Origin of the sequence: Azonexus hydrophilus (assembly GCF_001956855.1) — a bacterium.
GTDB classification, from domain to species: Bacteria; Pseudomonadota; Gammaproteobacteria; order Burkholderiales; family Rhodocyclaceae; genus Azonexus; species Azonexus hydrophilus_A.
In genome coordinates this window covers 308,878-321,396 of the sequence record NZ_MTHD01000002.1, presented here as the reverse complement: position 1 = coordinate 321,396, position 12,519 = coordinate 308,878, and the positions used below count along the sequence as shown (strand labels likewise).

Genomic DNA, 12,519 nt, shown 5'->3' with positions numbered 1-12,519 from the left:
TGCCAGACCGTGTCCGAACCCAGAATCAATCTTGCCCTGCAAGGTGGCGGCGCCCACGGCGCCTTCACCTGGGGCGTGCTCGATGCATTGCTCGAAGACGGCCGCTGTGATTTCGAAGGTGTCAGCGGCACCAGCGCCGGCGCGATGAATGCCGTCTGCCTCGCCCACGGCCTGCTGGCCGGTGGCCGGGACGGTGCCCGTCAGGCGCTGAGCGACTTCTGGCTGGCGATTGCCGATTCGGCCCCGTTCCAGAGCAAAGCTGCCGCCAGCGCCAGCATGGCACCGGCACTGAAGATGATGCTGCAGTGGGCCGACCACCTGACGCCGGAACAGCTCAACCCGTTCGATCTCAACCCGCTGCGCGACATCATCGAGCAACAGATAGACTTCGCCCGCCTGCGTGCGGAAAGCCCGGTCAAGCTGTTCATCGCCGCCACCCACGCCAATTCCGGCAAGCTGCGGCTGTTCCACAATCACGAACTGTCGGTCGACGCCCTGCTCGCCTCGGCCTGCCTGCCGACCATCCACCGCACCATCCACATCGACGGCCAGCCCTACTGGGACGGCGGCTACAGCGCCAATCCGGCAGTATTCCCGCTGGTCTACCAATGCACGTCAGCGGACATCCTGCTCGTCCTGCTGACGCCGCTGCGTTATAGCGAAACGCCGGACACCGCGACCGAAATCCGCGAACGCCTGCGCGAACTCGCCTTCAACTCGACTTTCCTGCGTGAAATGCGCATGTTTGCCCATCTGCGCGAACAAATCGGCGAAACCACGCTGCCCGCCTGGCTGCTCGACCGCCTGCCGGTTGCCCGGCTGGAGCGCCGTTTCAGCCAGCTACGCTTTCATGCGATCTGCGCCGACAGCGCCTTGGGCGATCTACCTGCCGACAGCAAACTTGCGGTCAACCGTCCGTTTTTCGAAAAATTGCGCGACCAGGGACGCGAGCATGCGCAGCGCTGGCTCGACACGCATCGCGCTGCCATCGGCCGGCGTTCAACCCTGGATCTGGGCAAGCTCTTTTATTGACGAGGCGGATTGCTGCGGGCGGCAAACGCCACGCCGCAAGGCACGATCAGGCAAATTTCTGCTGATGTGCAGCGACGGCCTTCAGGCGTGCCTGCTTGAGCCGAAGCTGAACCGATTCCGACAGCGCCTCGCCGTCGTCCTGCACCTGGTTCAGCGCGTGGGCTTCAACAGCCTTGAGCCGGGCCATCAGCAAACGAAACCTGACGTGCTCGGAAAGCCCCTGTGAGTCATCCTCGGCAGCGATGACTTCGGCCACCACCTTGGGACGGCTGTAAGAACGGTGAAAGTCGAGTTCGCCCAGCGAACCCTGACTGTCATCCTTCTGATCGTATGAACGCTCGGACGACGTACCGGTCTGCGTACCGGTAACCAGCACCTGCAGCTGGCGTCGCTCGGTGCGCGACAGCATCATCGTCGGTGCCGGCTTCTTCTTGGCCAGACGTTGCTTCCTGGCCGACTTCGCCCGGGCGATCGGATCGCTCGGTTTCAGGACTTCGATCACCGGCGCAGGCACCGGAATGGCAGACACGATCACGCCCGGTGCCATCTCGGAGGCATCGATGATCGACGGCAGGTCTTCGCTCATCGTTTCCGATGCGAAAGCCCCTACCGGCGAAAATGCAGCCAAAGCCGCGACCAGAATCCAGCGCATTCAGATAACCAGAAAAAACCAATGCGTTATTTTAGCAGGACTTTTCCGGAAAATCTCAATGCCAATGCGTTAACAAACAGCCCCCTGCCGCCTGCCGACCCGGTTGATCCACAGCGACAACATGATCACACTGCCGCCCAGGGCGATCTTCGCCAGATCGGCATCGCGATTCCAGATCAGCAGATTCACCAGCAACCCCAGCGGCACATGCAGCTCGTTCATCACCGCAAGCGTGCCGGCATCGACCTGGGTACTGCCCTTGACCCACCAGAATAAGCCGAGGGCCGTGGCAAACAGGCCCATCCACAGCAGCACGCCCCATTGCACAGCCGTCTGCGGCAGACGGCCGGCGTCGCCAAAAATCAGGAAGGATGGCAACACCAGCACCAGCGCACCCAGGAAAAAATGGCCAAAAAAACGGTACAGCGGCAACTCGGTCGGATATTGCACCAGCAGGCGACGACACAGCACCTGCCCGGCAGCGAAAGTGGCATTGGCCAGCTGCAGCAACAGGAAGCCCCAGAGGAAATCGCCGGCAAGCGGCTGAAAACGGATCAGGACCCCACCGCCGACCGCAACGGCAGCGGCAAGCAGCGCCCAGCGATTGAAACGGCCGACCAGCGCGTCTTCGAGCAAGGTGACGTAGATCGGGGTAAGCACGGTGAACAGCAGAACCTCCGGCACCGTCAGCACGCTGAAGCTGCGGTAAAGGCACAGATAGGTCACGCCAAACTGCAAGGCCCCGGCCAGCCAGAAGCCGGCAATCAGCCGTGATGGCAGCCCCCGCCAGCAGATCATCGGCAGGAAGACCAGCGCGGCAACGGCAACGCGGGCCAGAACAGCAAAATCGCTATCGACCTGCCCGGCCAGATACTGGCCGATGAGGCTGAAGGAAAACGCCCACAACAGATTGACGACAAGCAGGTAGTTCATGAATGGCGTGTTTCGACAAAGGGGCGAATGATAAATGCTGGCGCCGGGCGCGTCCTAACCCAGTTGCAGTTCCGCCTGCACCTTTTCTGCCGGCTTCTCCGCTTCGACCAGCGGCAACAAGCCGGATGCCCGCACGCCGAGCAGGCGGATGCGCTGTTGCAGCGGAATGCGCTTGAGGCACTGGCCGGCCGCCTGGCGGATCGCCATGGCTTCGGCGAGCGGCGTCGGCAAGGTGATGTCCCGGGTGACACTGCTGAAATCGGCAAAGCGCAGCTTGACGCCGATGGTGCGCGCGACAAAGCCCTTGCGCGCCAGATCCTCGGCAACGCGCTGGCACAGCGCGGTAAAGAAAGCCGACAGTTCCGGCCGGTCGCGGACGACATCAAGGTCACGCTCGAAGGTACTTTCGCGACTGATCGACTTGGGATCGCGCTCGGTGACGATGGGACGCTCGTCGATGCCGTGGGCCACCTGATGCAGCCAGCGACCGCTGCTCCGGCCGAAGTGGCGGACCAGTTGCTCGACCGGCACTGCCGCCAGATCACCGACCGTCGTGACCCCCATCCGCCCCAACCGTTCGGCCGCCTTCGGACCGATACCGTTGATCTTGCGCGCCGGCAGCGGCCAGATCCGCCCGGGAATTTCGTCCATGCCGAGAATGGTGATGCCGTCCGGCTTGTCGAGATCGGAGCAGATCTTGGCCAGCAGCTTGTTCGGCGTGATGCCGATGGAACAGCTCAGACCGGTGGCGGCCACAACTGCCTGCTTGATACGTCGGGCCAGCGCCAGGCTTTCTTCCGCAATGTCGCTGAGATCGATGTAGATCTCGTCGATGCCCCGATCCTCGATCATCGGGGCAACCGTCGCGACAGCGGCCTTGAAGCGACGAGAGTAATCACGGTAAGCATCGAAGTTCGCCGGCAGCAGGATGGCGTCGGGTGCCAGTTGCGCAGCCTTCATCAGGCCCATGCCGGAAAAGACACCGAGCGCGCGCGCTTCGTAGGTCGACGTGGTGATCACGCCACGCCCGGCGTAGTCGCGCAGACGGGCAAATTTCCTCGTGCCGTCGGCCTGCGGACGCGGCTGGTCCACCCGGCGACCACCAACGACCACCGGCTGTCCGCGCAGTTCGGGATAATGCAGCAACTCGACCGAGGCAAAAAAAGCATCCATGTCGAGATGGGCAATTCGACGATTACTGTTCATATCAACAGTATAGCGCTTCAAAACAGCGGATAGCCACGCCCGGAGCACCATGAAAACTCCCGGCAAATGCTTGAAAGCTTGACCACAGTGACATTGTCATGATGCAATCGCCATTCCGTCGTCATCATGACTCCAGCAATGTCCAGCCTGAACCCCTTCGCTGCCCTGCTCTCGCAACACGCCCGCCTGCTGGAGATCACGACAGCCCTGCCGGAGGCGGCGCTGCTGGTTGAACGTTTTTCCGGGCGCGAAGCGGTCAATGAACTGTTCCGTTTCGAAATCGATTGCATCTCCACCAGCGCAACGCTCGAACCGCAGGCGCTGACCGGCGAGGAAATCACCCTGCGCCTGTTGCAGGCCGACGGCAGCAAGCGCGTCTGGCACGGCTACGTCACCGAAGCACTGCAACTGGGGGCCGATGGCGGTCTTGCCCGCTACCGGCTGATCATGGAACCGTGGCTCGCCTTCCTGCGCCTGCGCTGCGACAACCATGTCTTCCAGGACAAGAACGTCATCGGGATTCTCGAGCAGGTGTTCAGCGACTACACGCAAGCCAACTGGGCGCAGAGTGTGAGCCAGCGCTTGCGCCATTACAGCCTGTCGATGCAGTATCGCGAAACCGACCTCGACTATCTCCGCCGCCTGCTCGCCGAGGAAGGCCTGTCCTTCCGTTTCAGCCACGACCAAAGCGCGACGGCCGGCGATGATGCAACGCATGCACGCCATCGCCTGGAGATTTTTGATCGCGACAGCGAGTTACCGACACTGGCGCAGCCGGTCCTGCGTTTTCACCGGAACAACGCCACCGAAGCCAGCGACACCATCCAGACCTGGCAGGAAAGCCGCACCGCCCTGCCCAACGCCGTCACCGTCGCCGGCTGGGATTACAAGACACTGATCGCCACCGGCGCCGAAACCTCTTCCGCGCTCGACAACGGCGAGGTGCCACGCATGGAAATCCATGATGCCGCCCGCCCCTACCGCTTCACCGACGGCGACGCCGCCCGTCGCCATGCAGATCAGCGCCTGGCGGCCTGGGAATCAGCCTACCGCCGCTTTGCCGGTGACAGTACGGTACGCCAGGCCGCTGCAGGCCAGGTCTTCACGCTGGCCCAGCATGAGGAATACACCGCCGACGACGCCCGCTTCACGATTCTTGCGGTCGACCATCACGGCGCCAACAATCTCGGCACTCAGGCGGCGAAGCTGCTCGGCAGCACCGATGTCGAGGCCGGCACCTACCGCAACTGCCTGGCCGCACAGCCGGCCGTGCTGCCGCTCGTCCCGCTGCCGCTGGACAAACCCGTCGCCTTGCCCCAGATCGCCCTGGTCGTCGGCCTCGACGATAGCGTCCTGACTACCGAACGTGACCACCGGGTCAAGATCCAGTTCCCCTGGCAACGCGGCGACACCCCCAATGCCGGCGGGCTGTCAGCGACTGCGCCCGGCAAACGCGGCAATGCCCCGGGCAACGAACAGTCGGGCACCTGGGTGCGCGTTGCCGAATGGCTTTCCGGCCCCAACTGGGGCAGCCATTTCCTGCCACGCATCGGCACCGAGGTACTTATCGATTTTCTCGATGGCGACATCGACCGCCCGGTCATCGCCGGCCAGTTGCATAACGGCGCCGACCTGCCACCTTTCTCCGCCGGCCACGAAGCCAGCGCCAATCATCCCGGCGTGCTGTCCGGCTGGATGAGCCACAATTTCGAGGCCGGGCACAACCAGTGGGTCATCGACGATGCTGCCGGTCAATTGCGCACCCGGTTGTCAAGTAGCGAGAACGCCAGCCAGCTGGCGCTCGGCCACCTGATTCACCAGCAGCCCGAATCGGCCACCCGCGGCAGCTGGCGTGGCAGCGGCTTCGAACTGCGTACCGACGCCTGGCTCGCCGTGCGCGCCGGTGAAGGCATCCTGATTTCCAGCACCGCCCGTCCCAATGGCGTCTCCAGCCAGATGGACATCGCCGAGGCAGTGGCCCAGATGCGTGCCGGCGAAGAAACCGCCACTGCACTCAGCAACGCCGCCCGGGCGCAGCAAGCCCTGCCACTCCAGGCCAACGACAGGCAGCGTGATTTCATTATTGCGGTCGACCCGCAAAAAAACGGCAAATTCACTGCCCCGGTCAGCACTCAGGAAGCGAAGAAAACCCAGCCGGGCAGCCGCACCCCGGGCGACCCGACCGAGCGCTTCGCCGAAGCCGCAATTCTCGCCGAAAGCCCCAGCGACATCGCCCTGGCCAGCCCCGCCAGCACCCTGCTCTTCGCCGGCGCCAACCTGCACGCCACCATCCAGCAGGACTTCCACATCGCCACCGCCCACACCCTGGCCATCACCGTCGGCGAAGCCGTCAGCTGGTTCAGCCACGCCGGCGGCATCAAGAGCATCGCCCAGGCCGGCAGCCACACCATCCAGGCCCACACCGACCAGCTCGAAATCCTCGCCGATCAGTCCGTCACGATTACCAGTTCGAACGACGAAATCCACATCCTCGCCAACCAGCAGATCCGCCTCGTCGGCGGAAAATCTTCAGTCACCCTTGAAGGCGCCAACATCACCTTCGCCTGTCCGGGAACATTCTCGGTGAAGGGGAGTAACAACGCGTTTGTCGGGCCGGGGAGAGGGGCGGCGGTGATGGAGGGGTTGCCGGATTCGCGGGTGAAGATGTATGACGAACAGGCTCGCGCCATCAATTCGCTGACTGGAGAAGCCATCCCGGATTTGCCTTACAAGATTGAGACGGGCGATGGTGATGTGTTCTATGGCCTCACCGACTTCGAAGGGAAGACCATGCGTATAGCGACGATGAATCCCGAACAGATCAAGGTGTACTGGGGAGAGTTACCGCCAGAAGGATTGCGGCATGGATAAGTCAAAGCCGTTTCAGCCATTGACCAATGATCGTCGTGGCAGCGTTGCCGATGACAAGCTAACGCCGTCATCGGAAATGCATATTCTGGTAGGAGGGCCCTATACTTTGGATCGAACCGAGCATCGATACGGCCACACGGCAATTCGCGTCAAGACAAGGGGCTCAGACACTATCTATGACTTTGGCAGGTATGGGCGGGTTACTGGTGACTTTGGTGCTGAGGGAGAGGGCATTCTGCGTGTCTGGTCTAATTTCTCACTGTATATTGCGGGCGAGAATGCCACTGGCAGGCGAACTTCCGGCTTTGTTTTTTTGATTTTTGATCACCAGGCATCGGCAATCAACAATTACTACAAGTCCATTATTGATGGGGCTACTCCACGTCCAGAGGCGGAGAGGGGGCGTAATGGTCTTAAGGTTTATCGTCTAAAAGCGAACTATCAGGCCCTTGGCTACAACTGCACGACTCTCAGCTTGGATGGGGCTGAAAAGGCCATTCCGAATTTTGAAGAGGGTAGTTCATCGTTTATCAAACCGGACGCTGTTATGACCCTCAGCGAACGATTGGCAATGAGAACAGTGGGCGGAGGAACCCCCACAAGGATGTTTTTACCAGCAAATCTCGAAACGTTTCTTTCGACAAAGCCAGTACAAAAACCTGCGCGCATCGATACCTATGGCGGCACAAAATAAGGCTTTCAATCATGGAAGATAGAGGTTTTTTCCATTATGTGGTCATAGCTGCCCTTGCTTTCTGTTTCGGCACATTTTTGACCTATCAAATTATCAAGGAGCAATCCATGCCTCTCGTTCACAAGCTTCAAGCTCCGCTACTATTCAATGGCTCAGGTGCTGAGAACCATCAATACATATTACCTGCGGGAACCAGTCTTTATTTCGACCAAGCGTTTCCTGAGGGATTCGTGCGGTACAAGGTTTATTTCAATGTTGAAGGGGTTCGTCTTGATTCCCAAGAGGCAACAGATAAATTCTGGCTCGACCCACTAACAGCTTTTCCTCCAGATCAGGGCGAGGTAAAAAAGCTGTTGACTGGATATCCACTTGGCAAAAGTGAACTCGCTGCAATTTTGAAATCTAGCTATCTAACGAAGGATGAGATTCGAGAGCTTCTGCTGGAGTACAGCAAATAGTCTTCAACACCCTATGAAATTACACGCCAAATCACTGCTGAATAGCTGGCTTTCCCTGTTTGAATCGCCGCCGGCGCCGAAACTTTTTTCGCTCTCGACGAGGCCGCGCCCTGCGCGTTGATGCAGCATTCCGGTGGACCGCAATCCAACGCCGCAACAGCGAACTGTCGATGTTGATGGCAGTTGGTGCGCCAGCAAGGGCGGTTCACCCAGCAAAAACCATCCAGACTTTGCACATTCGCAGGTGATGGCATACAGTATCAATGTATCCCTGTCAGTCGACAGTCGATAGCGTATTTTCCAGTCAGAGGCAATCATGTCTACCGCCATCAATTCAAGCACTTCCAGCCAGGAAGCCTATCGGAACCAGCGTGCCGAAAGGTCGATGACTTCGCTGACCAGCAGTCTCAAGTCGGCTGAAAAAATGGCATCGGCCATCGGTGCCGATACTTCGGGTTTGCAAAGTGCCTTGCAGAAGGTTTCCGGTGGACAGGCGCAGGGCAGCACGTCATCCACCAAGGTCACGCTGAGCCCCGAGGGCGTCGCCAGGGCGCAGTCGGAAAATACCCAGCGCAGCGCTTCCGCAGGTTCCAGCGCCACGACTTCACGGCCGGAAAGACAGCAATTTGCCTCGGTTGATGAAGCCATTGCCTATGGCACCAGTCGCGCTGCGGAACAGGCTTCTGCCAGGACGACGAGACAGACGGCTGCAAACGACAACGCCACCACGACAGAACCGGCACGCAGCACGACAGCCAGCAATCGCAGCGAACGCAAGCAGTTCGCCTCGATCGACGAGGCCCTCGCCTACGGTGCCAGCCGGGCTGCAGAACAGGCTGGCAGCGTACGCCAGACAGGCAATGAAACAACAGCCAGCAATCAGGCATCGAGCACCAGCGAAGCCAGCAATCGGTCGACGCGTCGCCAGTTCAATTCCGTGGAAGATGCGATTTCCTACGGTACCCAGCGCGCACTTGAGCAGTACAACAAGCAGAAACAGGCATCGGCTGGCGTGTAAAACGGCAAGCGCCGCCTGGTTTCTCGCTTTTCACCGGAAAGCGGTCCCTTTGCAGGACCGCTTTTTTTATGCTCGCCAGCCATCCCGGCTTGCGCCGAACCCAGGCTGGCACAGGTAAACTGTCGGCCATGACTGTCGCTTTCCCTGCCTGCCCCCGCATCCTGTCGCTCATCCCGCCGATGACGCAATTGAACACGCCCTACCCGGCAACGGCGTATCTGACCGGTTTCCTGCGTTCGCGTGGTTTCGTCGCCGAGCAGGCGGACCTGGCACTGGCTCTGGTCCTCGATCTGCTGTCACCGGCCGGACTGCCGAAGATCAGGGCGGCGGCCGAGGCGATTCCCGGCAAGAAGCGCTCGCCGACGCTGAAGACCTTCCTCAATCAGTTCGACCGCTACCTCGCCACGATCGGCCCGGCGATCGCGCTGCTGCAGGGACGTGACGGCTCGATTGCGCACCGCATCTGCACCCGCGCCTTCCTACCGGAAGGCCCGCGTTTTGCCGCGCTCGACAATTACGTCGACGACGACGGTGGCGACCCGCTGGCCTGGGCTTTCGGCGCCCTGGGTGTGCAGGACCGGGCACGGCACCTGGCAACGCTGTATCTCAACGACCTGTCCGACGTGCTGCGCGAAGCCGTCGACACGCGCTTCGAATTCGTCCGCTACGCCGAGTCGCTGGCGCAGAGCCAGGCCAGTTTCGAGCCGCTGGCCAGCGCGCTGGCCGCGCCCAGGACGTTGGTCGATGAAACGCTGGAAAAACTGGCAATTGCTGCGGTCGACCGCAACAATCCGGATATTTTGCTGATTTCCGTCCCCTTCCCCGGCTCGGTCTATGCAGCCTTCCGCATTGCCCGGACGATCAAGCGCAAGTACCCCCGCATCGTCACCGTACTGGGCGGCGGTTACGTCAATACCGAATTGCGCGAACTGGCCGAACCCCGGGTCTTCGATCATTTCGATTACGTCACGCTCGACGATGGCGAGACGCCGTTGTTGGCGCTGTTCGAACACCTGTCCGGCAAGCGCCCGCGGCTCAACCTCGTCCGCACCTTCACCCGGGTCGATGGCGAAGTCCGTTATTTCAACTGCGGCGAACCGGACATTCCCTTCGACGAGGTCGGTACGCCGACCTGGGATGGCCTGCCGCTCGACCGTTACCTGTCACTGCTCGACATGCTCAATCCGATGCACCGGCTGTGGTCGGACGGGCACTGGAACAAGCTCACCGTGGCCCATGGCTGCTACTGGAAGAAATGCAGCTTCTGTGACGTCAGCCTCGACTACATATCGCGCTTCGAAGCGGCCAGCGCCACGACGCTGGTCGACCGGATCGAGCGCATCATCGACGAAACCGGCCATACCGGCTTCCATTTTGTCGATGAAGCCGCGCCGCCCAAAGCCCTGCGCGCCATGGCCGAAGAGTTGCAACGGCGCAACCTGGCGATCTCGTGGTGGGGCAACATCCGCTTCGAGAAGTCGTTCACGCCGGAACTCTGCCTGCAACTGGCCGACAGCGGCTGCATCGCCATATCCGGCGGTCTGGAAGTGGCCTCGGATCGTCTGCTGCAACTGATGAAGAAAGGCGTCTCGGTCGATCAGGTTGCCCGTGTCACCCGCGCCTTCACCGATGCCGGGATACTGGTCCATGCCTACCTGATGTACGGCTTCCCGACGCAAACACAGCATGACACTGTCGACGCGCTGGAATACGTGCGCCAGCTATTTGCCGAAGGCTGCATCCAGTCCGGTTACTTCCACCGTTTTGCCTGCACCGTGCATTCGCCGGTCGGCCTCAACCCGGGCGAATACGGTATCCGCCTCAAGCCCTTGCCGGCGGGGAAGTTTGCCCGCAACGACGTCGAATTCATCGATCCGACCGGCGTCGACCACAGCAGTCTCGGCCGGGCCTTGAACAAGGCGCTGTACAACTACATGCATGGCATCGGTCTAGATGACGATGTTCGCGCATGGTTCGACGAACGCGTGCCACGGCCACGGGTCGGACGCAATTTCATCGCCAAGGCACTGAGCGGCACACAACAATGATGTTTCGTTTCTCCCTGAACAGCCTGACCACCCGCATCATCATCCTCGGCACCGTGCTGCTGCTGGTCGGCGCGCTCGGCCGCGTCGTCTTCCTGACTGATTACCTGCGCAAGGACGTCACCGAACTGACCTCAGCCCAGCTACTGACCATTGCCAATTATGTCGCGCAGGATGTCGACCGCGACATCATCGTCCGCCGCGATTTTCTGGCGCACGTGGCAAAGACCTTTCCACTGGCACTGCTGGGCAAGCCACAAGCCTTGCAAGCCTGGCTGGGTGAACGCCACGACCTGAACCCGCTGTTCTCACGCGGCCTGGTCGTGCTCGATACCAACGGCGTGGTGATTTCCGATTACCCCGCGCTGCCGGAACGTGTCGGCAGCAGCGCCAGCGATCGCGATTACTTCCAGCAAGCCTTGCGTGGCAAAGCTGCCATCGGCCAACCCATCCTGGGGCGCGCCGCCGGAATCCCGGTCCTGCCGATGGCTGAACCCTTGCGCGACGATACCGGCAAGGTCCGGGCAGTCCTGGTTGGAATTTCGGCTCTGCAGTCCGCCAATTTCATGGAAGCCCTGTACAGCACACGCATCGGCCACAGCGGCGGACTGTTGCTGATTTCTCCGCGACATGGTTTGTTCGTCGGCTCGTCCGACCCGGGCATGATCCTGGCGAAAACGCCACCAGCTGGCGTCAACAAATTGCATGACCTGACCATGGAAGGTTTCCGGGGAACAGGCATCACCATCAACGCCAAAGGCATTGAAGAACTGGCGGCCACCGCCTCGGTCCCGAGTGCCGACTGGGTCGTCGTCGCCCGCCTGCCGACAACTGAAGCCTTCACCCCGGTCGCCCGGCTGCGTCAATTCGTCCTGCGCAACACCGCCATCATCCTGCCGATTTTCGTCATCTTCATGATCCTGATGATGCGCCACCTGATGCGGCCGCTGATGGATACCGCCCGCCGCGCCGACCGGATGACGCTGGGCGAAATTCCGCTGGAGTCGCTGCCTGTCGTCAGGAAGGACGAAGTCGGCCATCTCACGGCAGCCTTCAACCGGGTACTGGGAAAACTCCTCGAAAGCCGCGCCGAGCTGACCCACATCGCGCACCACGACCTGCTCACAGGCCTGCCCAACCGCAAGCTGCTCGCCGACCGGATGAAGCTCGCCCTGGCGCGCGCTCAGCGCAGCCACGGCAAGGTCGCCGTGCTTTTCCTCGATCTCGACGGCTTCAAGCCGATCAACGACCGCTTCGGTCACGAATCCGGCGACCTGGCCCTGTGCGAAGTGACCCGCCGGCTGACCTCGGTCATCCGCCGGGAAGACACACTGGCCCGTGTCGGCGGCGACGAATTCGTCATCCTGCTGTCGGATCTCGGCGCGGCCCCCGAAGCTGCTGTGACATCTGTCGCCAACAAATGCCTCGCCGTCTTCGAACGCCCCTTCCTGCTACCGCATCAGTCGTGCCAACTGGCCACCTCCATTGGCATCGCACTAGGCGATGGCGACAGCGACCAGGACCGTCTGCTGATTGCTGCCGATCAGGCGATGTACCGGGCCAAGGAAGCCGGCCGCGGCCGGTTCTGCTGGGCCTGACGCCAGCCTGCT

The 12,519-nt window shown here is 61.2% G+C and carries 10 protein-coding genes; 7 read left to right on the top strand and 3 right to left on the bottom strand.

What is annotated here, in order from left to right:
- Nucleotides 1–9 precede the first annotated feature (9 nt).
- Nucleotides 10–1,032 (top strand): patatin-like phospholipase family protein, encoded by a 1,023-nt coding sequence (locus BJN45_RS06070; protein ID WP_088179046.1) that lies wholly within the window; start codon nucleotides 10–12, stop codon nucleotides 1,030–1,032.
- A 46-nt stretch (nucleotides 1,033–1,078) separates the two neighbouring features.
- On the opposite strand, the gene BJN45_RS06065 is transcribed toward BJN45_RS06070, so the two are convergent.
- The 3 genes from BJN45_RS06065 to dinB all read right to left on the bottom strand — a co-directional run bounded on the left by BJN45_RS06065 (nucleotide 1,079) and on the right by dinB (nucleotide 3,823).
- Nucleotides 1,079–1,618, bottom strand: coding sequence for a hypothetical protein (locus tag BJN45_RS06065; RefSeq protein ID WP_139326304.1), 540 nt, complete (start codon nucleotides 1,616–1,618; stop codon nucleotides 1,079–1,081).
- Nucleotides 1,619–1,753: 135 nt separating this feature from the next.
- A complete protein-coding gene (locus BJN45_RS06060; RefSeq protein WP_076093097.1) occupies nucleotides 1,754–2,617 on the bottom strand; it encodes an EamA family transporter in 864 nt (287 codons plus the stop codon).
- 54 nt (nucleotides 2,618–2,671) lie between these two features.
- Nucleotides 2,672–3,823 carry a DNA polymerase IV gene (gene dinB / locus BJN45_RS06055; RefSeq protein ID WP_076093095.1) on the bottom strand — a complete coding sequence of 384 codons (1,152 nt, stop codon included), beginning with the start codon at nucleotides 3,821–3,823 and terminating at the stop codon, nucleotides 2,672–2,674.
- Between the two features lie 138 nt (nucleotides 3,824–3,961).
- Here dinB and BJN45_RS06050 point away from each other — a divergent pair, with 138 nt between their 5' ends.
- The 6 genes from BJN45_RS06050 (at nucleotide 3,962) to BJN45_RS06025 (ending at nucleotide 12,507) form a co-directional block, all read left to right on the top strand.
- Complete coding sequence (locus tag BJN45_RS06050; protein WP_240494505.1) at nucleotides 3,962–6,694, top strand: type VI secretion system Vgr family protein; 2,733 nt, start codon at nucleotides 3,962–3,964, stop codon at nucleotides 6,692–6,694.
- Nucleotides 6,687–7,388, top strand: a complete 702-nt coding sequence (locus BJN45_RS06045; RefSeq protein ID WP_076093091.1) for a hypothetical protein — start codon at nucleotides 6,687–6,689, stop codon at nucleotides 7,386–7,388. The genes BJN45_RS06050 and BJN45_RS06045 overlap by 8 nt, the downstream gene beginning before the upstream one ends.
- An 11-nt stretch (nucleotides 7,389–7,399) precedes the next feature.
- A complete protein-coding gene (locus BJN45_RS06040) occupies nucleotides 7,400–7,846 on the top strand; it encodes a hypothetical protein (RefSeq protein WP_205750551.1) in 447 nt (148 codons plus the stop codon).
- A gap of 316 nt (nucleotides 7,847–8,162) precedes the next feature.
- Nucleotides 8,163–8,864 carry a hypothetical protein gene (locus BJN45_RS06035; RefSeq protein ID WP_076093089.1) on the top strand — a complete coding sequence of 234 codons (702 nt, stop codon included), beginning with the start codon at nucleotides 8,163–8,165 and terminating at the stop codon, nucleotides 8,862–8,864.
- 128 nt (nucleotides 8,865–8,992) lie between these two features.
- Nucleotides 8,993–10,912 carry a B12-binding domain-containing radical SAM protein gene (locus BJN45_RS06030; RefSeq protein WP_076094144.1) on the top strand — a complete coding sequence of 640 codons (1,920 nt, stop codon included), beginning with the start codon at nucleotides 8,993–8,995 and terminating at the stop codon, nucleotides 10,910–10,912.
- Nucleotides 10,909–12,507, top strand: a complete 1,599-nt coding sequence (locus BJN45_RS06025; protein WP_076093087.1) for a GGDEF domain-containing protein — start codon at nucleotides 10,909–10,911, stop codon at nucleotides 12,505–12,507. Before BJN45_RS06030 ends, BJN45_RS06025 begins: the two co-directional genes overlap by 4 nt.
- The last annotated feature ends 12 nt before the right edge of the window (nucleotides 12,508–12,519 follow it).

Excerpts from the sequence above, each read along its gene's own strand:
- BJN45_RS06065 (WP_139326304.1), bottom strand. The coding sequence starts at position 1,618 with ATGAGCGAAGACCTGCCGTCGATCATCGATGCCTCCGAGATGGCACCG.
- BJN45_RS06060 (WP_076093097.1), bottom strand. The coding sequence starts at position 2,617 with ATGAACTACCTGCTTGTCGTCAATCTGTTGTGGGCGTTTTCCTTCAGC.
- dinB (WP_076093095.1), bottom strand. The coding sequence starts at position 3,823 with ATGAACAGTAATCGTCGAATTGCCCATCTCGACATGGATGCTTTTTTT.
- BJN45_RS06050 (WP_240494505.1), top strand. The coding sequence starts at position 3,962 with ATGTCCAGCCTGAACCCCTTCGCTGCCCTGCTCTCGCAACACGCCCGC.
- BJN45_RS06045 (WP_076093091.1), top strand. The coding sequence starts at position 6,687 with ATGGATAAGTCAAAGCCGTTTCAGCCATTGACCAATGATCGTCGTGGC.
- BJN45_RS06040 (WP_205750551.1), top strand. The coding sequence starts at position 7,400 with ATGGAAGATAGAGGTTTTTTCCATTATGTGGTCATAGCTGCCCTTGCT.
- BJN45_RS06035 (WP_076093089.1), top strand. The coding sequence starts at position 8,163 with ATGTCTACCGCCATCAATTCAAGCACTTCCAGCCAGGAAGCCTATCGG.
- BJN45_RS06030 (WP_076094144.1), top strand. The coding sequence starts at position 8,993 with ATGACTGTCGCTTTCCCTGCCTGCCCCCGCATCCTGTCGCTCATCCCG.
- BJN45_RS06025 (WP_076093087.1), top strand. The coding sequence starts at position 10,909 with ATGATGTTTCGTTTCTCCCTGAACAGCCTGACCACCCGCATCATCATC.